Source organism: Photobacterium sagamiensis (genome assembly GCF_050337085.1).
In the GTDB taxonomy this organism is placed as follows: domain Bacteria; phylum Pseudomonadota; class Gammaproteobacteria; order Enterobacterales; family Vibrionaceae; genus Photobacterium; species Photobacterium sagamiensis.
Window position 1 is genome coordinate 279,761 of the sequence record NZ_JAKJSP010000012.1, and the last position, 22,562, is coordinate 302,322.

The 22,562-nt window shown below is 46.3% G+C and carries 19 protein-coding genes; 8 read left to right on the forward strand and 11 right to left on the reverse strand.

From position 1 onward, the window contains the following. Positions 1-87 precede the first annotated feature (87 nt). Positions 88-594 carry a YehS family protein gene (locus L4D76_RS03540; protein ID WP_428439551.1) on the forward strand — a complete coding sequence of 169 codons (507 nt, stop codon included), beginning with the start codon at positions 88-90 and terminating at the stop codon, positions 592-594. Between the two features lie 149 nt (positions 595-743). On the opposite strand, the gene asnS is transcribed toward L4D76_RS03540, so the two are convergent. The 3 genes from asnS to queE all read right to left on the reverse strand — a co-directional run bounded on the left by asnS (position 744) and on the right by queE (position 6,175). Further along, the gene (gene asnS / locus L4D76_RS03545) at positions 744-2,144 is read right to left on the reverse strand and encodes an asparagine--tRNA ligase (protein WP_428439552.1); all 1,401 of its coding nucleotides are present in this window, start codon (positions 2,142-2,144) and stop codon (positions 744-746) included. Between the two features lie 369 nt (positions 2,145-2,513). Then, a complete protein-coding gene (locus L4D76_RS03550; RefSeq protein ID WP_428439553.1) occupies positions 2,514-5,294 on the reverse strand; it encodes a hydrogenase expression protein HypA in 2,781 nt (926 codons plus the stop codon). 212 nt (positions 5,295-5,506) lie between these two features. Beyond that, positions 5,507-6,175, reverse strand: a complete 669-nt coding sequence (gene queE / locus L4D76_RS03555) for a 7-carboxy-7-deazaguanine synthase QueE (RefSeq protein ID WP_428439554.1) — start codon at positions 6,173-6,175, stop codon at positions 5,507-5,509. A 379-nt stretch (positions 6,176-6,554) separates the two neighbouring features. Between queE and mlc the strand changes: the two genes are divergently transcribed. Then, positions 6,555-7,769 carry a sugar metabolism global transcriptional regulator Mlc gene (mlc, locus tag L4D76_RS03560; RefSeq protein ID WP_428439555.1) on the forward strand — a complete coding sequence of 405 codons (1,215 nt, stop codon included), beginning with the start codon at positions 6,555-6,557 and terminating at the stop codon, positions 7,767-7,769. A gap of 136 nt (positions 7,770-7,905) precedes the next feature. Then, positions 7,906-8,322, forward strand: coding sequence for a thiol-disulfide oxidoreductase DCC family protein (locus L4D76_RS03565; protein WP_428439556.1), 417 nt, complete (start codon positions 7,906-7,908; stop codon positions 8,320-8,322). A 31-nt stretch (positions 8,323-8,353) separates the two neighbouring features. On the opposite strand, the gene L4D76_RS03570 is transcribed toward L4D76_RS03565, so the two are convergent. The 6 genes from L4D76_RS03570 to bioA all read right to left on the reverse strand — a co-directional run bounded on the left by L4D76_RS03570 (position 8,354) and on the right by bioA (position 14,933). Beyond that, positions 8,354-9,256 (reverse strand): LysR family transcriptional regulator, encoded by a 903-nt coding sequence (locus tag L4D76_RS03570; protein ID WP_428439557.1) that lies wholly within the window; start codon positions 9,254-9,256, stop codon positions 8,354-8,356. Between the two features lie 82 nt (positions 9,257-9,338). After that, positions 9,339-10,139 (reverse strand): LutC/YkgG family protein, encoded by an 801-nt coding sequence (locus L4D76_RS03575; protein ID WP_428439558.1) that lies wholly within the window; start codon positions 10,137-10,139, stop codon positions 9,339-9,341. Positions 10,140-10,150: 11 nt separating this feature from the next. Continuing rightward, positions 10,151-11,566, reverse strand: a complete 1,416-nt coding sequence (locus L4D76_RS03580) for a LutB/LldF family L-lactate oxidation iron-sulfur protein (RefSeq protein ID WP_428439559.1) — start codon at positions 11,564-11,566, stop codon at positions 10,151-10,153. 11 nt (positions 11,567-11,577) lie between these two features. After that, positions 11,578-12,297: a (Fe-S)-binding protein gene (locus L4D76_RS03585; RefSeq protein WP_428439560.1), complete on the reverse strand. Its 720-nt coding sequence runs from the start codon at positions 12,295-12,297 to the stop codon at positions 11,578-11,580. Positions 12,298-12,782: 485 nt separating this feature from the next. Continuing rightward, complete coding sequence (locus L4D76_RS03590; protein WP_428439575.1) at positions 12,783-13,346, reverse strand: LON peptidase substrate-binding domain-containing protein; 564 nt, start codon at positions 13,344-13,346, stop codon at positions 12,783-12,785. 327 nt (positions 13,347-13,673) lie between these two features. Continuing rightward, positions 13,674-14,933, reverse strand: coding sequence for an adenosylmethionine--8-amino-7-oxononanoate transaminase (gene bioA / locus L4D76_RS03595; RefSeq protein WP_428439576.1), 1,260 nt, complete (start codon positions 14,931-14,933; stop codon positions 13,674-13,676). Positions 14,934-15,119: 186 nt separating this feature from the next. Between bioA and bioB the strand changes: the two genes are divergently transcribed. The 4 genes from bioB to bioD are packed head-to-tail and all read left to right on the forward strand — an operon-like array spanning position 15,120 to position 18,872. Further along, on the forward strand, positions 15,120-16,172 hold the full coding sequence (gene bioB, locus L4D76_RS03600; RefSeq protein ID WP_428439561.1) for a biotin synthase BioB: 1,053 nt from the start codon (positions 15,120-15,122) through the stop codon (positions 16,170-16,172). Then, positions 16,144-17,355: an 8-amino-7-oxononanoate synthase gene (bioF, locus tag L4D76_RS03605; protein WP_428439562.1), complete on the forward strand. Its 1,212-nt coding sequence runs from the start codon at positions 16,144-16,146 to the stop codon at positions 17,353-17,355. The genes bioB and bioF overlap by 29 nt, the downstream gene beginning before the upstream one ends. After that, on the forward strand, positions 17,348-18,199 hold the full coding sequence (gene bioC / locus L4D76_RS03610; protein WP_428439563.1) for a malonyl-ACP O-methyltransferase BioC: 852 nt from the start codon (positions 17,348-17,350) through the stop codon (positions 18,197-18,199). The genes bioF and bioC overlap by 8 nt, the downstream gene beginning before the upstream one ends. Continuing rightward, the gene (gene bioD / locus L4D76_RS03615) at positions 18,192-18,872 is read left to right on the forward strand and encodes a dethiobiotin synthase (protein WP_428439564.1); all 681 of its coding nucleotides are present in this window, start codon (positions 18,192-18,194) and stop codon (positions 18,870-18,872) included. The genes bioC and bioD overlap by 8 nt, the downstream gene beginning before the upstream one ends. Before the next feature lie 117 nt (positions 18,873-18,989). Here the strand turns inward: bioD and L4D76_RS03620 are convergent, their stop codons facing one another. Further along, positions 18,990-19,154 (reverse strand): hypothetical protein, encoded by a 165-nt coding sequence (locus L4D76_RS03620; RefSeq protein ID WP_428439565.1) that lies wholly within the window; start codon positions 19,152-19,154, stop codon positions 18,990-18,992. Positions 19,155-19,742: 588 nt separating this feature from the next. Here L4D76_RS03620 and htpX point away from each other — a divergent pair. After that, on the forward strand, positions 19,743-20,621 hold the full coding sequence (htpX, locus tag L4D76_RS03625) for a protease HtpX (protein ID WP_428439566.1): 879 nt from the start codon (positions 19,743-19,745) through the stop codon (positions 20,619-20,621). 251 nt (positions 20,622-20,872) lie between these two features. Here the strand turns inward: htpX and L4D76_RS03630 are convergent, their stop codons facing one another. Beyond that, the gene (locus L4D76_RS03630) at positions 20,873-22,444 is read right to left on the reverse strand and encodes an FGGY-family carbohydrate kinase (protein ID WP_428439567.1); all 1,572 of its coding nucleotides are present in this window, start codon (positions 22,442-22,444) and stop codon (positions 20,873-20,875) included. Positions 22,445-22,562: the final 118 nt, after the last annotated feature.

Below are 22,562 nucleotides of genomic sequence, written 5' to 3' on the forward strand. Positions count from 1 at the left end.
ATAGAACGCGGTGAAATCTGTTAAAATGATGGGATAACCTGGCAGTGAGTCGTTGTGACACAACTGCAATTGAACTAGGACATATTTGTGACCAATAACGATATCTTGCGCCGTATCCGCTATACCTTTGATTTTAATGATTCAAAAATGATTGAAATCTTCGGCGCTGCCGATCATGAGGTAACGCGCGAGCAGGTCAGCGATTGGTTAAAAAAAGAAGAAGACGATGCATTTAAAAAGTGCAGAGATATTGAATTAGCGATCTTCTTAAATGGTTTGATCAATGTTAAGCGTGGCAAGAAAGAAGGCCCGCAAGCGGAGCCTGAAAAACGCTTAACCAACAATATGGTTTTCATGAAGTTGCGTATTGCGTTAAATCTGAAAGCGGAAGATATTATTGATATCTTGAAGCTTGCGAACTTTAGCCTTAGTAAGCACGAGCTTAGCTCGTTCTTCCGTAAACCTGAAAACAAGCACTACCGTGAGTGTAAAGATCAAATTCTGCGTAATTTCTTACAAGGTATTCAGCTGGATATACGCCCTGAATCTGCTGCAGAACAAAGCGATGAAGATACCGAACAATCTGACGCGTAATGCATTGTGAATGATACCTATAGTATAACGATGATGTGCAGACGTTAAAGCGAATGCCTTGATGTACTGCAGGTATTACAGATAAACAAAAGGCTACCCGAAGGTAGCCTTTTTAATGCTGGCTAAACGTCTAACTCACGATAAGTGGATTAGAAGTTTGCAGAACGTGGTGCACGAGGGAACGGAATTACGTCACGGATGTTTTGCATGCCTGTAACATAAGTAACCAAACGCTCAAAACCTAGACCGAAGCCTGAGTGAGGAACTGTACCGTAACGACGTAGGTCGCGGTACCATTCGATGTGGCTTGCATCGATACCCATTTCAGCAATACGCTTATCCAGATGCTCTAAACGCTCTTCACGCTGAGAACCACCGATAATTTCACCGATGCCTGGTGCTAGAACGTCCATAGCAGCAACCGTTTTACCATCGTCATTCATACGCATGTAGAATGCTTTGATATCTTTCGGGTAGTTTTTAACAACTACTGGTGCCTTGAAGTGTTCTTCAGCCAGGTAGCGTTCGTGTTCAGAAGACATATCAATGCCCCACTCAACATCAAACTCAAACTTACGACCAGAATCTTGTAGGATCTGGATTGCATCAGTGTAATCAACTTGTGCAAAGTCAGACGTTACAAATTGCTCTAGACGAGTGATTGCTTCTTTATTGATACGCTGTGCAAAGAACTCAAGGTCATCACGACGCTCTTCAAGAACGGCTTTGAATACATACTTCAGCATGTCTTCAGCCAGTTTCGCTGCGTCATCAAGATCGGCGAAAGCAACTTCAGGTTCAACCATCCAGAATTCCGCAAGGTGGCGGCTGGTATTTGAGTTTTCAGCACGGAAAGTAGGGCCGAATGTGTATACTTTGCTTAATGCACAAGCATAGGTTTCAGCGTTCAACTGACCAGATACTGTCAGGAATGTTTCTTTACCGAAGAAGTCTTTATCGTAATCAACTTCGCCAGCGTCCGTCATTGGAACGTTAGCCATATCAAGTGTTGATACGCGGAACATCTCACCCGCACCTTCACAGTCAGACGCTGTGATAAGTGGAGCAGACATCCAGAAGAAACCTTGCTCGTGGTAGAAGCGGTGAATTGCCTGAGACAGACAGTTACGTACACGCGCGACAGCACCAATCATGTTAGTACGCGGACGTAGGTGCGCAACTTCACGAAGGTACTCAATTGAGTGGCGAGTTTTCGCCATTGGGTATGTATCAGGGTCTTCAACTAAACCTACAACTTTAACGTCCGTTGCTGCTAGTTCGAAATCCTGACCTTTAGCCGGTGACTCAACAATCTTGCCTGTTACCTCAACAGAGCAACCAGTCGTTAGTTTAAGCACTTCTTCCTGGTAATTATTTAACTCATTCGGGACCACGGCCTGAATCGGGTCGAAACAAGAGCCGTCATAAATGGCAAGAAAAGAGATCCCAGCTTTGGAATCACGACGTGAACGGATCCAGCCACGAACAGTGACTTCAGTGTCTACTGCTAGCTTTCCGCTTAATACGTCTGTTACAGGCGCGTAAGTCATGTTTAAATTACTCTCCGTTAAGGCACTTACTTTGTCATTAAAGATATATTGTGCTTTAAGATTCATTCCGAAAGAGCAATATTACCTGTCTTACGTCAAGCATCAAGCTTTGTTATCACTTGAAAGGGTAAATTGATGAAGTAATTGCTCTCGTTGTTCTGATAACTGCCTAATAATCACACTAATCTCGTAAGGTTGTAGCATTTGTGCATAATTTAAACAGAGATAGTCGTGCTGAATGATTGGTAATTGAAGATAGTCACTGGTGATGAGTTTGATTGGTTAAATCGCATGCATAAGAAATGGTTGAATTTGTTGTATGGCACAATAAATGAGACGAGTATCGAAATACTCGCCTCATTGTTATTGCTAACCTTCTGCCGGAGGTGGAGGGAGTTCACACTCTCCTTCTTCCCACCCATCGTTTAGGATTGTGCCTCCCGCTGGTATCTCTGCGCCCTTAGGATTATGTTCTACGTCGTTTGGTACTTTAGGATCAGAAGCTCTTATTAAGGTGACAATGTCACTCCATATTTCCCCTTCCTCGGCGGTGTATTGCAGCGTTTGATCGGTTTGCCAGCGGGTCTGATGGTTAAAGGCTTTAATCGCAAACTCTAAGCCGTCTGATTCAGTGATAGTTATGCGTTCGTTCATCAAAGGATCGACCGATTCGTAATAAAGCGTACCGTCTTCTTCGATCTTCCATTTAACGGGGATGTTAAATTTGCAGCCATCTTCGTCAATGTAGTTGCCAAGGAAAAATTCACCACTAGGGGTGTCGCTTAATGTCAGATAACGGTTAGTATCACTACTGAACGTTAGCACCATGTCATCACTGTTGTCGCCGCCCTGGCCGATCAGCATCGCCTCGGTGAAGCGGGTGGTTTTGTCATCCCAGGTCACCATACAGCTGGCCGCCTGCGCCTGATATTGAGTCAGGGATTTTTTGACCGTTGGGGTGGTGGTGTCAAAGTTCCAGCCCGAATCGTTGGTTTCACAAGCCGTTAGTTCGTCAGGTGCATATTCCTTGGTGATTTGCGCATAAATTTCACCTGTAGGCGGATCAATGCTCCCTTGGTGCGCCATATACGTTTTGATTGCCAGTAACTTGTTGCCAGGCTCTCGGCTGGTCAGCGCCCATAGTTCGAAATCATCATCTTCCTGTTTCCCATTAAGACGCAAATAACCTTGCTCGGTCAGCGACCAGGATTTATCCGGGGTTTGTTCGACACTATTATTATAATACTGCCAGGTGTTGCCTTCACTTAAGACAATGGTATTGATATTGCCCTCTGGGCTGATTTGTACCAGCTGCTGATTAAACAGATCTGACACTGACTGGGTCGTGAAGCGTTCATCGCCGCCGCACTCAATCACCGCATTTAAGAATTGGTCTTCTGTTGCTGCTTGGTTGTCGCCAAAGAAACAGTCGTCAAAGGGTGGCAGATTCTCCCGGTTGGCAGCAGCGAAAATTTGCTTTTTAGCTTCGTCATTAAAGGCTGAATAGTGAAAATCCTGTTGTGGCAGTATGGCTTCGCCAATGTTGACGTAACCTCGGTCTTGGTCTTCGACCAGAAACAGATATCGGGTGTTAAAACGATAACTGCCGTCGAGTTGGGTGATCTCTTCAGGTACTGCGAACTGGATCACCTCGATGCCGATGTCAACAAATGGTGTCGCAGATGTCCAGGTAGCTGTTTTTATGACAACGTTATTGAACTCGTAATGGACGCTGCCGCTGTCGCTGTTAAGTTCATCTTCATTCTTGACGAATTCCACAATGACGTTGTCAGAGAGCTTAAACTTAAAATTAACCTCGTTGAGGTCGAGAGTGGTATAAAAGGTATCAGGCGCGGCATCTGGTGATGAGATACGACAAGCGTCGGAGTCACTGCGGCATAACGTATAGCGCACATTTTCAGGCCGCCAGGTAAAATAATAACCAAACACAAGGTCTCCAAAGGCACCGTCTTCAAAGACAGCATCTTCTGCAATGTATTTGGTTAAGTGATGGTTCTCTTTGGTGGATAAGAAGTCGTGGAGCTTTTTGCCGGCCAATGAATATGAACTGACGTCTAAGTCGATACCGGCATTATCATTAGCCATTAGTGCGGCATCGGTGAGCTCGGCAGTGCTGGATGTTGTAGATAACACTTTGGAATAGCCATAAAGACCGACCCAACCCTGAGCGGTGAGCACTTGGTTTTTAATGTCATCCAATGCTGGGGGCACGGGCACACTCTCATTGCTAATTTCATACTTAAATGACTCCGCTAGTTCGATGTCGTTAACCCCCTCTTTTTCCCAGCCGGTTTCAGTCGTTGTGGTTATCGGTTCGATATATTGCATTTCATCGGCATTGATACCGCTACCATCATTGGAAGCAAAGCTGTTTAAACGCCAATAGCCTTTGTTTAATACCTCTACAATGCTTTCCTCATTACCGGTTTGTTCAGTTTGTTCAGTGTATTTGCGCTCAATAATTCCTGCAGTCACTCTTTTCACAATACTGAGGGCCATCAAATCACGGATGCTCATGCCCCGGATACCGACTTGCGGTATTAATGTGACATCAAGTTCTTCACCAACATCATCAACAAATTCTTGGGCTGCTTCTAATTTACGGTTGCTAGGATCGCTGACTACTTCGTAAAAAATGCTCCATTCTTGGTCTTGTCCTACTCGCTTGGCGAGCGCGGAATAGGCCATTGTTGAATTTAATGTCACCACCACATCGGATTCTGCGAGTGGTGCCATTAACAAGTTATCAGGCAAGGGCTCACCAACAGTAAAATCAGGCATGTTAAACAGATCAACTAATAAAACCGCATTAAAACGATTCGCTACGCCAGCATCAATGACATAGAGGCCATTCAACTGTTTTTCCCAGCTGGTAATATCGGCTTGCCGGTAAATATTGCCTACTTCGTCGAGTAATACGATGGCAAAGTTATTTTCGGCCAGGTTAACCGGGGCATCGGTGTTGGAATCGCTTGTCAGCCCCTCAGGGGAGTCGACATTGATGCTAAATCGTGTTGAAACCGGTAATTGTTCACCGGCTACGTCCGCGGGATCACCACTACCCCCGCCGCAGGCCTGCAATAATCCTGCGGCGGCAGCGCAAAGAAAAAGGCCAAGATAAGCGCGCATACTAATTTCCCCAATAATAGAAAACATTGATGTCTATGTTTTTGGTTAGTATAGGTAGGTGACATTCTAATAATGTAAAAGCTGCAGGGGGGTCTCGCAGATAGTTCGGAATCTAATATTTGAGATTCTCATAAGAATCTGAGAATAAAAAAACCGCTGAATCAGCGGCTTCTTATGATAACTTGCTCAGCGAGCTTATCTGTTTCAACGTCTTATGCAATTGCCAGATATTTATGAGTCTGAATCGATAAACGCCAGTTGCGTTTAATACAAGTGTCGATACAAAGCTCTGTTGCACGTGGCTTCTGGCTGATCGGCTGCAACGCCACTTCCACTGATTCTTTCAGCTGCACGCCGTCAAGCAGGGTATCAAGTTGTTCGATATCCTTAGTTGTGCCAACCGGGTGCTTTATTTCATCGGCACGCTGCAGCGCAGAAGGGAGAACCGGTAATTTCGCCTTCATATTGATTTTCGGTGAAACCGTTACCCAGGTATCATCGGTTGCACGAATTTCTGAGGTACCACTGGTTTCGATCTGACAACGGTAGCCCGCTTGCTTAAGTGCCAGAGTCAGAGGTACTAAGTCATAGATACAAGGTTCACCACCGGTTATCACAATATGCTTGGCGGTATAACCATGCTCACGAAGCAAAGTTACAACACCTTGGGCATCAATATTGGTCCAGAGTGGGGAATCGCCCTTCTTCGCCATGATGTCATCGACAGACGCATAATCAGCAGGCTCGGCATCCCAGGTTTGTTTGGTATCACACCATGAACAGCCTACAGGGCAAATTTGTAAGCGAACAAAAATGGCTGGAACCCCAGTGAAGACACCTTCACCCTGAATTGTCTCGAAGACTTCATTAATCTTGTACACTGCTAACCTCGCGGTGAATTGGAAAATATCTAGTAACTCTTCACTTCTTGCTGTTTTGTTCAACACTTATACCTGAAGTGCTCATTATCTACTGATAAACACCGACTTCTCTCTCCTTCTTGAACAAACCACCTGTCAGTTGACCCGAAACAGAGAGAAATGTTGAATGACGGTAATTTTATTTTGGAAAATATATGTGTTAAAAACAGCAGCAGAGCATTATGTCAGAACGAAAAGCGGTTGTCTTTAGCCATTCGACGTGATGGCTGTCACGGACTGAGAAGTTTCGGCTTCACAATTACTTCGCAAAGTAAAAAAATCAGCTCTGAAACTTTTATTATTATCATTTTTTGTATTTTTTATTACGGGAGCATACGCCATGTATGTCGCACAGCCAGGACATATTGACCATATTAAACGAAATAATGCTGGCAGCGTATACAAACTTATTGATCAAGACGGACCTATTTCGCGCATTGAATTATCTAAGCGAAGCTTGCTCGCACCGGCCAGTATTACTAAAATTACCCGTGAGTTAATTGATGCTCACCTTATAAAAGAAACCCAATATCAAGAGACTACCAGTCGAGGTCGGCCGGCTATTGGGCTCTTGCCTGCCAATGAAGGTTGGCAGTTTTTATCGATAAGGCTAGGGCGTGGTTACTTAACGATCGCGTTGCATGAGTTAGGGGGTGATATTCTGGTGGAGGAGCGACAGAATATTACAGAACTTAACCAGGATGCCGTCGTCGAGAAGTTACTGACAGAAATTAATGTGTTTTTTGCCAATCATGTTAGTGAACTTGATCGGATCACCGCCATTGCGGTGACACTACCGGGATTAGTCAATGCGCAGGAAGGCATTGTCTTGCAGATGCCGCACTACAATGTTCGTAACCTGGCGTTGGGGCCGGTTATTCATACGGCAACAGGCTTACCCGTATTTATCGGTAACGATACTCGTTCCTGGGCGCTGGCTGAGAAGCTATTTGGCAATTCCCGTGGCGTGGCAAATTCGATCCTGATCTCTGTTCACCAGGGAGTAGGGGCGGGTATTGTCCTCGATGACAAGGTATTACAAGGTAGTACGGGTAATGTCGGAGAATTAGGGCATATCCAGATCAAACCTTATGGCAAGCGCTGTTTCTGTGGCAATCATGGCTGCTTAGAAACCGTTGCCAGTCTTAGCGCTATTTTGGAGCAGGTTGAACAGCGACTAAGGGAAGGGCACCCATCCAGCCTGTATGGCACGGTACTGACCATCGAGAAGATTTGTGATGCGGCCGTGGACGGTGATAGTTTGGCAAGACAGGTTATCGTTGAGCTGGGTCATAACCTAGGACAAGCCATCGCCATTATGGTAAATCTGTTTAATCCACAGAAGATCCTGATTGGTGGCGAGTTTAATCGGGCAAAGAGTGTTCTTTATCCTTCGATAATGGAGTGTATTCGTGCTCAGTCGCTACCTGTGTATAACCGGGATTTATTGATTGAAGAAAGTTGTTTTTATACTCAGGCAACGATGCCGGGGGCGGCGCTGGTCAAGCAAGCCATGTATGACGGCCATTTGCTGATGAAGCTGGTTGAAGGTTAACTTGGTATTAACTAAGCCACAAATACCCATTGCTATCAAAAACACAGTTTAGGCTGTGTTTTTTTATGCCTTTTACACGCTGCTGTACAACACTTAAAGCAGGATGATAAGACCAATCGGGATAAGAGATAGAGTCATGTCACATTGCAAACTGATTGTCTTCTATGACGGGGCGTGCCCGAGCTGTGTTACAGATCGCGCCAGATATGAATCATGGCTTGGCAGGCGCGTGACATCACTCCGCGAGCGGCAGAATAAAGTACAGGGTGAAGAGCAACGCGAACAGGTCGAATGGTTTGATATTACCGGTCAGGAAGAAACGCTACGAGGTTGGGGGATTGATCCTGCGCAGGCATTGCGTGAACTACATGTTCGGGATCAATACGGCAGGATCTATCGCGAGTTAGATGCTTATATCTTACTGTTCAATCAAATCTGGTGGCTCAAGCCAGTTGCCTGGTTAATGTCATTCAACTGGATTAAAGCATGGCTTTCCACTGTGTACCGGCGCAGCGTCGATGCACGGTTAGCGAGGAGTAAAGAAGAGAAGTGAACTTGCACAAGCCCACTTCATTTTGCCGGCATCAGAAATGATCTTTAATTTCCATATAACGTTCACGAATATGTTCGATTAGAGCTTGGATCCGTTTTGCCGGTTTTCTGGTGTAAGGATAAACCGCGTAAATACCCACGACTTTTCCGGTATGTTCCGGTAATACTTCGACTAATGTGTTGTTTTGCAGATCATCGTAAACCAGGCAGGTTGGCAGATATGAGAGGCCATTCCCTGCGAGGGTCGATTTTCTCAATGCTGCGGCATTGTCTGATGAAAAGTTACCCGCCACTTTTAAGGTGTAAGATTCACTGTTTTTGATAAAGAGCCAGTCAAACGGCCCCGAACTTTGCTGGGTGTAGCCCAGACAGTTGTGGCGCAACAGTGCTTTGGGTGTTTCGGGAGTACCGTTTTTCTCCAGATAATCAGGGGATGCACAAATCATCCAGCGGGAATTAAAAATATGGCGCGCAATTAAGCTGGAATCTTCCAGATAACCGGTTCTAATCACCAGATCATAGTTTTCAGCGACTAAATCGACAAACTTATTATCCAGCGACATGTCGACGGTCAGCCCCGGATGTTTCTGGCAAAAATCAGATACGGCTTCTGCCAATAACAGCTCACCGGAAATCGTCGGCACTGACATTCGAATATGACCGGACAAGGCTTCACTGTAACCGGTAATGGCATTAAACGCCGATTGAGCGGCCTGATTGATATCTTTAGCACGGTGGTAAAGCACGGTACCCGGCTCAGTCACTGTGAGCTTTCTGGTGGTGCGATAGATGAGCTGTACGCCAAGTTCTGATTCCAGTTTACTGATGCGCTTGCTGACCACGGATTTGGTGATTTTATTCAGCTCGGCAACTTTGCTGAATGAACCGTGTTCAATAACTTGGGTAAACAAAACGAGGTCATCAATCTGGGGCATGGTTACTTCTCATATTTCTTTTTTGCAAGTATACCCAAACGAAGACGCAATAAGAATTTACTGCGTCTTCTTTGTTCGCAACTTACATGTCATTTATGATCACGTAGGTGGCGTAGACCGGACCGTGCACCCCCACGACTTTAATTAACTCGATATCAGCGGTTGAACTCGGGCCCGAGATGAAATTGACACAGGACGGGATACGTTCGCCATTACGTGCCTTTTCATGCAAAGTTGCCGTCGCCTGAGTTAAACGTGCTACCAAAGCACTCTGCGGTACCACGAACACCGATGCTTCAGGTAATAAGCTGATCGCTCGTCCTTGAGCCGGGTTGCTGTACAGCACCATAGTCCCTGATTCTGCCAGAGCCTGTTCAGCGAAGACAACCCCGGCTTTTGCTCTTTCGGCAATACAGATATTCGGCTCATAGCCAGCACTCTGATCCCACACATGTACGGCATGGTTGTCATTGGCCAATTGCTTAATATCAACTAAGGCTAACAAGCGCGGGTCGGCAGACAAGATAGTTTCGTTAACTGCCGGATCTGACGAAGATGAATCGGCGGCTTCGCTATCCTCATCATGACAAAACTTGTTACAGACCTCTGCCAGGGTTTTCGTCAGATTGGCTTGTGTGGTCTCAACGGCGTGAGCTCCCAGGGCGGTACGGGTGTAATTGATCAGCTCCTCTTTCAACTCATCAGACGAAAGGCCCGCCATTACCTCTTTATGACAGGTGTGTTTCAGCGCTGGACGTTCCACAGGCTCAATTTGACGAGGTCGACCAAGCTTTTGGGCGATATTGTCTAAGAAGCTCTCGCGGTGGTGGATCTGATTTTGAGACACTAGATTTTGAGTCTCCAGTTTTTGAGACATAGCCATATACCGTTCCTTTAATCCTGATTTCTGTTCTTGAACCAACTGCGAAATGATTCACCGTCTGGATTTGGTAAATCGCGGGTTTCTGTCCATTCAGTGATTGGACCCATGTTGATGGGTAGCTTACCGTTTTTAATTAAACCGCTGGCAACCGTCGCACCGACTTTCACTGTGGTATTCCACAACAATGGACGGGCATTGATGAAGTTGAAAATCCCCACTGATGCACGCTCTCCAAGCGGTGTGACTTTCTCTTCCCCCATTTTCTGGCGATGTTTCAACAGCAGATCAGAAAGCGGAATTTTTACCGGACAAACATCATGGCATGCCTTACATAAGCTGCAGGCATACGGCAAATCTTTAAAATCATCATAACCACCGAGCAAGGGAGACAAGACCGCACCGATTGGCCCGGAATAAATAGAGCCATAAGACTGGCCGCCAATGTGACGGTAGGCCGGGCAGGTATTGACGCAAGCGGCACAGCGTACACAGCGAAGAATGTCTTTAAACTCTGAGCCCAGAATGTCAGAACGGCCATTATCGACGATGACCAAATGGAATTCTTCAGGGCCGTCACAATGCTCGTTTTCACGCGGCCCCGTTAACGCGGTAACATAGCCGGTAAGAGGCAGACCAACTGCACTGCGGCACAACAGACTTACGACGATATCCAGCTCTTCGAAAGTAGGAACAATACGCTCCATACCCATAACGGCAATATGGGTCTTTGGTAAGCTGGTGGCTAAGCGGGCGTTACCTTCATTGGTCACCAGGGTAACGGTGCCTGATTCAGCCACGGCAAAGTTACAGCCAGTGATACCAATTTCAGCTTCCAGGAAATCGTGACGAATGTAGTTACGTACATATCGGGTCATTTCTTCCGGGTCATTGGTTCCTTCATAACCGATTTTATCTTTGAATATATCGCGGATCTGGGTACGGTTTTTGTGCAGGGCCGGAACTACAATGTGCGACGGTGGATCGCAATCATCGACTTGCAGAATATATTCACCCAGATCGGTTTCAACCACTTCACAGTTGTTTCGCTCGATGATCTTATTTAAGCCGATTTCTTCGGTTACCATCGACTTGGATTTCACGACCTTCTTGGCATTTTTTTCCTGGATAATGCCTTCGATATAATTGGTGGCTTCTTCTGATGTACGGGCAAAGAACACATTACCACCGTTCTTATGCACACTTTCACTTAGCTGATGCAGGTAGTAGTCGAGGTGCTCCAGAACATGGTTACGGATATCCATGCCCATTTCCCGCCACTCTTCCCAGTTGCCTAGCTTATCTGCTGCAATCTGGCGGTTGGTGAACATACGTTGCTGAGCATTGGCAACCGAGTGGCGCATGAATTCATCTTTCATCTGAACGTTAATACGTTCTTTGAATTTTATATTACTGGTTTTCATCGACATAGTACGTCCCCTTAGCGGCTCAACAGCACATCTACAATGTGCATGACTTTGATCGGTTTACCTTCACGGTTTATACGACCGCCAATGTTAATCAGGCAGCTAATGTCTGCACCGATAAGGTATTCTGGTTCAACAGCACTTATATGACGTACTTTTTCCTTTACTATTTCACCTGATATTTCAGACATCTTGACGGAGAAGGTGCCACCGAAACCACAACAGGTTTCCTGATTATCGATCGGTAACATTTCAAGCCCTTCAACATTTGCTAACAGACGAAGCGGCTCTTCTCGCACACCCAGTTTGCGGATCAGGCTACAGGAAGGGTGATAAACCGCGCGGCCGTTAAGCCGAGCACCAACATTCTCAACACCCAGCTGACCGACAATGAACTGTGTCAGTTCATAAAGGCGATCTGCGATCTTCTGTGCACGTTCGGCCCACTCTGGCTCATCAGCCAGATATTCCGGGTACTTTTTAACAGACGCTGCACACGAACCGGCCGGAGTCACAATCGGGAGATCATTTTCTTCAAAGGCCATGATCAGATTTTTCATTGCCGGCTTACTGCTTTCGATGTAGCCACTATTAAGTGAAGGCTGGCCACAGCATCCTTGTTTTTCAGGGAATATGACTTCACAGCCTAGTTGCTCTAACAGCTTGACTGTTTTTTTGGCAACCTCTGCTTTTACCGTGTCGCACAGACAGGTGACGAAAAAGTTTACCTTCATGCTATTACTCCAGTAGATGCTCTAACCGCTTTTTATCGTGATGTTGAACGGTATATGTTTATCAGTTTTTGTTGTTTTATTATTAATAAGTAAATGTCTGCCGTATTTGAGGGGCTCGACGACGTTATGGGGAGAGTATTTTAAGTAGGAAATACTGGCTGGCTATGAATTTTTCTATCGTGAATAGTCAGACAATTGAACTAATTGTGACTGAAATCCATTTGTTAACAATTACAAAATTAGACTATAAATCTAACTATCAGCTAGTTGCGTTAGTGGTACAGTCGGGTCGTTATCTTGATTGGTGGGTTATTGGAAACAATGATTTTGTGAATGTTACCTAATTGATAAGAGGCAAGACTAGAGCGATGGGGTGAAAAAGTAAAAACGGAATTTATTATCAAGCACGACAAGTGTAGTAATATTACAGAACTACATCTCAATAATGCTAGGATCCGTTAGCATCTATTGAGATATGCTATGGGCTAATCATTTCTATATTTGTCATCAATAACGCCATGCAGAAAAGATAGTGCGGCCCGATGATCGTTTCGACTCATAAACCATTGTTTCTGGGTTGTATCTAAAGGCAGAATTTCTAACCACCGTTGGCACACCCATGTCATATCCTCAAAATCCGGGGTTGGATAATTGACTGAATGTTCAGGGTATTCTTTAAACAAGACTCTCAGGCTATTGGGGACGTCACGGTCAATGGATCTAATTTCAGTCTTTGACCAGTTGTCCATCAGGGTAACATCACCAAAGCGCAAGCCGTCATCTTCCTGCCAATAGTCATTAATAACGAACTTTTCAACGCCTTGAATCGTTATGCCTAACAGACCATCGGGCAGACTCTCAAAGTCGGTTATGATGGCACGGGTACCAAAATGACAGAGTTTATCATTATCTTTCATACAGAGCCCAAAGCCATCGCTTGACGCCATAGCCAGCTTGACCAAACGAATGTATCGAGGTTCAAAAATCCTCAGCTTACTGATACCACCGGGTAACACGTAAAGTTGCAGAGGGAAAAGGGGTAAACGCATCATTATTAATCCTTACTGATATTGTTATTAGTAATGATTTCCGGTAGTGCGAATTCGCTCAAGTGACAGAAATAATCATTAGGGTCTGTTTCACATAAATTATGAATAGTTGAAGCACCTAAACACGTCATCCCGGAATCGAGGTACGAGATATCCGGGATCCAGCTCTAACCGTGTGCGCCTTAGATTCCGTATAAGTTCGTTCCTCACTTTACGGAATGACGACATTTGGTGACTGAACTCGTCAAAACTTCTGTGATGCAGGCCCTAGTACTACTAATGTTTATTATAAGCAGACAAATATAGGAATTTGTCTGCTTTTCGATACTACTGAAGTGTTCGCAAAATTGCTAAAGTGAGACAGCTAAGTTCTTGAGGCTTAATAATAAAAGGTGGCATGATGTAGATAAGCTTGCCGAAAGGGCGAATCCAGACACCTGTGTCGACAAAGGATTTTTGAATTTCAGCCATGTTGACAGGCTCATGCAGTTCGACGACGCCTATCGCGCCTAACCAGCGTACTTCTTTCACTTTATCCAGTTTTCCGATTTCAGGAAGCGATTCAGCCAGTTGCTGCTCGATACTCTGAACCTGATGCTGCCAATCACCTTGCATCAGCAGTTCAAGACTGGCATTGGCGACTGCACAAGCTAATGGATTTCCCATAAAAGTCGGGCCATGCATAAAGCAGGCGGCTTCACCGCTACATACCGTATCGGCAACATGTTTGGTGGTTAAAGTGGCTGATAATGTCATGTAGCCACCTGTCAGCGCCTTTCCGACACACATGATGTCAGGGCTGATATTGGCATGTTCACAGGCAAACATTTTGCCCGTACGACCAAATCCGGTGGCGATTTCATCGGCAATAAGCAGCACATCATACTCATCGCACAATTGGCGAATACGGGTCAGATAAGTCGGGTGGTAAATACGCATCCCACCCGCACCCTGAACGACGGGCTCGATAATAACAGCAGCCAGTTCATCGCGATGAGCAATCAGATTATTTTTAAAATCAGTGATGTCGTCTTCACACCACTCATCATAGAAACCGCACTCAGCGGATTCTGCGAAAATGTGTTCGGGTAAGAAGCCTTTATAAAGGCTGTGCATCGAATTGTCGGGATCGGTGACCGACATAGCGGCAAAAGTATCACCATGATAACCATGACGTACGGTCAGAAATTTTGGACGACGCTGCCCTTTAGCATGCCAGTATTGCAAGGCCATTTTCAGTGCAACTTCAACCGCGACTGAGCCGGAATCGGCCAGAAAAACTTGTTGTAATGGCGCCGGAGTCAGCGCTACCAGCTTGCGACACAGTTCGACAGCAGGCTGGTGGGTAATGCCACCAAACATGACATGCGACATCTTATCAAGCTGGTTTTTGGCCGCTTGATTTAGAGCCGGGTGGTTATAGCCATGAATGGCAGACCACCATGATGACATGCCATCAATCAATTCCCGCCCATCTTCAAGTTTCAGGTATACGCCCTGTGCGCTTTCGACAGGGTAGCAAGGCAGCGGATTGATAGTCGATGTGTAAGGGTGCCAAACGTGTTGTTGGTCAAATTCCAGATCAATGTTATTGGTTAAATTTTGCACAGATGTAAACCTTCAGTCTTATTCTTGGTTGACAGTCTACTCACTAGAAGTAGACTAGCCAAGTATTGAAACCTGTTTGAACAGTGATTTGTGAAGTCTTCGCTTTAGAAACCGATAGCTGCATTGTTCAAATGTGAAATGATAATAAAGAAGAGGTTACTACACGTGGAAGTACGTCACGACTGGACAGTCGAGGAAGTTCAAGCCTTATTTGAAAAGCCGTTTATGGATCTGGTGTTTGAAGCGCAGCAGGTACATCGCCAGTATCACGAACCAAACAAAGTGCAGGTAAGTACTTTATTATCAATTAAAACCGGTGCATGCCCGGAAGATTGTAAGTACTGTCCACAGAGTGCGCATTATCGTACTGATGTAGAACGTGAGCGCTTACTGGAAGTGGAGAGTGTGCTTGACGCTGCGAAGAAAGCGAAATCGTCTGGTGCAACCCGTTTCTGTATGGGCGCGGCATGGAAGAACCCGAAAGAACGCGACATGCCATATTTGATGGACATGATCCGCGGCGTGAAAGGTATAGGCCTCGAAACCTGTATGACACTGGGAATGATCACCGGTGATCAGGCTGATGAACTGGCAGATGCCGGTCTGGATTACTATAACCACAATCTGGATACGTCGCCGGAATACTACGGCAAGATCATCACTACCCGTACCTATCAGGATCGTTTAGATACCCTGAGCCATGTCCGTGATGCCGGAATGAAAATCTGCTCGGGCGGTATTATCGGTATGGGTGAAAGCTCTCGTGACCGTGCCGGCCTGTTAGTTGAGCTAGCGACTTTGCCGACTCACCCGGAAAGTGTGCCAATTAATATGCTGGTAAAAGTCAAAGGCACGCCGCTTGAAGATGTTGATGATGTTGACCCGTTTGATTTTATCCGGATCATCGCGGTTGCCCGTATCATCATGCCAATGTCAGCAGTCCGTCTGTCAGCGGGTCGTGAAGACATGAATGAACAAATGCAGACGCTGTGCTTCATGGCGGGGGCGAACTCAGTCTTCTACGGTTGTAAATTGCTGACCACACCAAACCCGGGTGAAGACAAAGACATGCAGTTGTTTGCGAAACTGGGTATTAATAGCCAGGAAAAAGTAACTARACCTGATGAAATTCAAGAGCAAGAACTGTTGGGTCAAGTAGCACAGCGGGTTGCTGCCCGTCCGGACAAAGATGATTTGTTCTACGATGCGTCAGTTTAATCGAAGCTTTAATCAAAAAATTGAGCAGGCACTGGCTGAGCGAAAAGCCCAGGGTTTATATCGCCAGCGTGCTTGCTTATCTCGTGACAGGCAGAGGGTTCAGGCTCACGGGCAATCGTTCGTTAACTTTTCCAGCAACGATTACCTTGGTTTGGCGCAAGATCCGGCTTTGCTTGCCGCATGGCAGGAAGGCCTAACGCGCTACGGCACGGGAAGTGGGGCCTCACCGCTTGTAACGGGTTTTCATACCGCTCATCAAGAGCTTGAAGTTCAGCTTGCCGACTGGTTGGGTTATGACCGTGCCTTACTGTTTAACAGCGGATTCAGTGCTAACCAGGCCGTACTCTTTACCTTGCCGGAGAAAAACGACCTTCTGCTGCAAGATAAGCTCAATCATGCTTCGCTGATGGAAGCGGGCATGTTATCTCCTGCCACCATGCGTCGTTTCGCCCATAACGATATGGCAGCATTAAGCCGTTTGCTAAATAAACTCGACAATGGCAAAACGGTTCTAGATACCGATAAACAAGAAGCAACGCCTTTGGTGATCACCGAAGGCGTATTCAGCATGGATGGCGATCTCTCGCCACTAGCCGATATGGCTCAGCTTTGTCGTCAGCATGACAGCTGGCTGATGGTTGATGATGCCCATGGTTGTGGTGTCTTAGGTGAACAAGGGCGCGGTAGCTGTGCGCATGCCAATGTGAAGGCTGACATTTTAGTTGTTACCTTTGGCAAAGCGTTTGGCTTATCAGGCGCAGCCGTATTATGTGATGAAAATACCGCTGAATACCTGATCCAATTTGCCCGTCACTTTATCTATTCGACGGCCATGCCGCCTGCACAAGCGCATGCATTAAGTACCGCCTGTCACTTGACCCGACAGGGCGATTGGCGTCGCGAAAAACTGCAAGAGCTAAGCCATCATCTGACCGACAGGCTGGATAGCGGGATCCGTTTAGTTGACACCCAAACACCTATTAAGCCACTGCTTATAGGTGATAGCTATCAGGCCGTGGCAGCGTCACAGGCTTTGAAAGAACGAGGGGTGTGGGTGAGCGCCATACGACCGCCTACTGTTCCCGTAAACAGTGCGCGCTTAAGAATTACTTTAACTGCAGCACATACACTTGCCGATATTGAGCACTTAGCAACAACGTTAAATGAGGTGATTCATGTCTAACGGAATGAATGCTGTAACTCATGAGATGCACATGGCACAGATTGCAAAGGATGTTGATAAAATATCACAAGTCGATAAACGAGCGGTCGCAGAAGCTTTTGGCCGTGCGGCCAAGCATTATGATAATGCAGCAGCGTTTCAGCGTGAAGTTGGCCATCGGTTATTAAACCTACTTCCAGCCGTCACCCATGCAGGAAGTACAGCGCTTGATTTAGGTTGCGGTACTGGCTACTTTTCGCAGCATTTAAGCCAACGGGGTTATCAGGTCTGTGCCGCAGATCTGTCACTGCAAATGCTGGATCAGGCGAGGCTGCGTTGCGGCAATGATGTGGCGTACCTTGAAGCCGATGCCGAGTGTTTGCCTGTTAGTGATAACCGATTTGATATTGCCTTTTCCAGCCTGGCATTGCAGTGGTGTGATGACCTGTCAGTGCCGCTGAAAGAACTGAAGCGAGTGGTTAAACCGGGTGGGTTAATAGTCTTTACCACTTTAGTAGAGGGCTCTCTGTATGAGCTTGTCCAGGCGTGGAAGCAGGTTGATCAATATCAACATGTGAATGAATTTCTTTCGCAAAACGCCATAAAACTTGCGCTGGCGCAAGCGGGCTGTGTGATCGATACCCTAGAATTTACGCCAATTAGAGTGAACTATTCAGCGGCAGTTGGACTCATGAAGGATCTTAAAGGGATTGGGGCGACACATCTGCAACAAGGGCGCAAAGCAGGCTTGGCCGGTCGTAAAACGATTAAGGCATTAGAAAGCGCCTACGATGAGTTTCGAGATGAGAATGGACAACTGCCAGCTACATATCAAGTCTGTTTTGGAGTAATTATTAATGACTAACGCTTTCTTTCTAACAGGAACAGATACCGAAGTCGGTAAAACTGTTGCCTCTCGCGCAATTTTACACGCAGCTGGCAGCGCGAATATTAAGATGGCGGGTTATAAGCCTGTGGCGTCAGATAGTACGTTGACCAGTGAAGGTATGCGTAATTCAGACGCATTGTATATTCAGGCCGCTTCAGTTGTTGAGCTGGAATACGATGAGGTTAACCCGTACGCTTTTGAAGCGGCGGTTTCCCCTCACCTGGCTGCGGAACAAGAAGATCGCGTTATTGATTTTGACGTGCTGTCACAAGGTTTAGAAAGCCTGAAGGCGAAGTCAGACGTCGTGTTAATTGAAGGTGCTGGTGGCTGGCGCGTACCGGTATCACGCAGCGATTACCTCTCAAGCTGGGTAAAACGTGAAAAGTTACCGGTGATCCTGGTTGTCGGTGTCAAGCTGGGCTGTTTAAGTCACGCTATTTTAACGGCAGAAGCGATTCAACATGATGGTTTAGAGCTGGTTGGCTGGGTTGCGAACCGGATCAATCCGGGGCTAGAAAATTACGCTGAACTTATTCGTATGCTGGAAGACAATCTGCCAGGTAAAAAGTTAGGTGAAATCCCTTACATGCCGGGCATCAAAAAGCGCGACTTGTCGAAGTATATTGATTTAGAGCCTCTGGGACTTTAAGTCGGCAGAAGCGGCTGACGCTTCACTCCGAGATTCAAGAAATTAGGATCTCACACCTCGATTCAGCGCTAACGAAAAAGGCACCTTTCGGTGCCTTTTCTGTATTCTTTGAATAGCTTAGCAATTATCGTCAGTCAGGCCGATAAGGGCTTCTTGCGTATTTGTTAGTGGCTTCTTGCCTGATGAGTCCAGCCCTAATTCTTTATGAGCTTCATCAACTGTCATGCCAAGGTGACAGCATAGGATATCAATCGCAACTTGGTACTTTTCTTGGTCGGCCATGATTCTTCCTTGATAAATTAACGAGGAAATAAAATAAATGTCCTGACAAACATAGTCAAATTTATTTGTAGATGCAATAAGACTAAAGTCTAAGACCTGAGTCTAATACCCGAAAAGCTTAAGTGGACATTGTTTAGCTCGAAGTCAGACTTATTAGATCCCACAAAAAAACCATATTACAATCAAACGGTTGCCTTGACTAAAAGTCATTGAATTCTCGCTGTACTCTGCATCTTGAGGTGGTTTTGGCATAACAAGAGCGGTTTATCTTTGTCAAAACCGGATGGATACAACATTCAAAAAAGCTTATCAGACAATTGCCATTTGTAACTTTTTAATAACAAAGGGTGTTGCCATTGATTGTGCATGTGTAAAATCAGTGTATTAGGAAAGTCAGTCTTTCTTGATCATTACGAATGGTAACAATTTTCAACTTTCACTTTTAATCACTTTGATCGACCATACTATAAATATCCAACCGGAATAATAGGTGAGACACTCTTGATAGAATGTTTATGTCTGTGACACCATAATAATCCTGTTTGGTATAAATATTAGAAGCTTCTTTTGTTGGAGAAAATTGTAAATATGAAGCGAATTGCATTGTTTTTGGCAACTAACCTTGCCGTAATGCTGGTTTTCAGTATTGTCCTGAACGTTATTTATGCTGTCACTGATCTCCAGCCGGGTAGTCTTTCAGGCCTGTTGGTGATGGCTGCACTGTTTGGTTTCGGCGGCTCGCTGTTCTCATTGTTTATGTCGAAGAAAATGGCACTTCGCTCTGTGGGCGGCATGGTAATCGAACATCCGCGCAATGAAACTGAGCACTGGCTTATGGAAACGGTTTCTCGTCAGGCGCAAAATGCCGGTATCGGTATGCCGACCGTTGCGGTCTATGATTCTGCCGATATCAACGCGTTTGCAACAGGTGCAAAGCGTGACGATTCATTAGTCGCAGTATCAACAGGCCTGCTGCACAATATGACGCGTGATGAGGCGGAAGCCGTACTGGCACATGAAGTCAGTCACATCTCGAATGGTGACATGGTTACCATGACTCTGATGCAAGGTGTCGTGAACACTTTTGTTATCTTTGTTTCTCGTTTAGTCGCCGGTATTATTAGCGGCGTCAACAGTAGTGACGAAGAAGGCGAAGGCGGCAGCTACATGACTTACTTCATCGTATCTTCAATTATGGAAGTGCTGTTCGGCTTCCTGGCAAGTATTCTGACCATGTGGTACAGCCGTCACCGCGAATTTAAGGCCGATGCGGGCTCTGCCCATCTGGTTGGAAAAGAGAAGATGATTGCAGCGCTTGAGCGTCTTAAACTTGGCCAGGAATCTCAGCTGGAAGGCTCAATGATGGCATTCGGTATCAACGGTAAGAAATCGTTGTCTGAACTGTTTATGACGCACCCGCCACTGGAAAAACGCATTGATGCACTGCGTCGTGGTGAGCATCTGTAATAACCAGACCCCAGTATTCTGTCATAGAAATGATGAATAATTGAAGCACCTAAACTTCGTCATTCCGTAAAGTGAGAAACGAACTTATACGGAATCTAAGGAGCACACAGTTAGAACTGGATCCCGGATATCTCGTTCCTCTATTCCGGGATGACAAGTTTAGGTGCTAGTACCGTTTCTTACTGAAAACCCTTTTGCAGGCTATGGCAAAAGGGTTTTTTATGTCTGTCGGTAAAGACCTGTTGGTATACCTATTCGGGGTAGCTGGTGATCTCGCGGATTTTCGCGTAAAGGGGCTGGAGTTTTTTATAGATATCGAGATAAACCTGATTATAGAGTTTATCGTACATTTGGTGATGGATCGGATTGGGTTCAAAACATTGCCCTTTATGAACCATGGCCTGAACCGCCTCGGCGAAACTGTCATGTAGCCCTATGCCGACAGCCGCATCAATCGCGGCACCCAAACCCGATGTTTCGAACGTATGCGGCCTGATGGCAGGCAGACCGAAGACATCGGCAGCAATTTGCATTGCGGCATCGCTCTGTGAGCCGCCTCCCGATACCCGCAGTTCTGATACTTTATAGCCGCTTCGTTTTTCAATGGCTTCCAGGCCTTCTCGCAGGCCAAAAGCCAGCCCTTCTAAAATAGCCCGATAGAGGTGAGCTCTTGTATGCACATCTCCAAATCCTATGACCGCACCTTTAGCTTCCGGACCGGGTTGTTTCACGCCGGGGCCCCAATAGGGTTGTAACATCAGCCCCATTGAGCCGGGCGGAACTGAATTAACCAGCTCGTCGAACAGTGACTCGGCTTCAACACCAGTCTGTTCGGCCTTGATTTGCTCGATCTGGGCAAACTGCTCTTTAAACCAACTGACCATCCAGAATCCGCGATAGAGCATCACTTCAGAGCAGTAGGAACCGGCGATTGCTGATGGATAAGGTGGCAGGAAGCGAACCGCCTCGACATATTTGGACATAGTGACATTGATAGTGGCCGTCGTGCCAAAACTTAAACAGCCAATTTCAGATGATTGGCCGCCGGAACCCAGTACTTCGCAGGCTTTATCGGCGGCGGCGGCAATAACCGGCAGATCTTCGGGGATCCCGGTTTGTTCTGCCGCCAGAGCCGTAACCGAACCTATCCGGGTGCCGGGTTTAACCAGCTTGAGTAGTTGTTCGGGCTTGACATGCAATGCCCGCCATTTCCAGTCCAGATCGCCGGCCCATTTGTGCTTTTTGTAGTCAAAAGGCAGGTAGCCAACCTGTGAACCTGTTGAGTCCGCCCACTCACCGGTTAACCGGTGGTGAAAGAAGCCAGATAAGAAAGCGAACTTATGGGTTTTATCCCAGATCTCACGCTCAGCCTGATAAACCCAGTTGGGCTGCGCTTTTTGGCGAAAAGTATCAATCGTTTCGGTCAGGCCCAATATTTTAAAGCTGCTGTCCCAGAACAGGCCCATTCCCGTATCTGGGCGGTATTTTCGCTGATCGAGCCAGAGAATGGCCGGTCGCAGTGGTTCGCCATTGGCATCAAGCGGCAGCATCGTCCCGCGCTGAGTCGTCACCGACATAGCCTTGATACGGGATTTGTCGACGCCTTGCTGCCAAAGCTGCTGACAGGCCTCGCAAAGATTTTGCCAGTAGTAGTTGCCGTCCTGCTCACACCAGCCGGGTTGTGGGCTCACGTACGGCGTGAGCTTGATCTTAGACTTGGCAATCAGTTGCCCCTGCAGATCAAAAACCAATGCACGTACACTTTGCGTACCGTTATCGATGACCAGTAGCCATTCGCTGTTATTGTTATTGTTAATTGTCATAAGGTATCTGGTAATGCTGCTCTAAGATGTGCCAATACCGTTGCCATTCCTGCTCTGCCTGTTGTTCTGACCAGCAGCAATGCTCACGGCACAAAGCCAGGATCAGGGATTTATATTG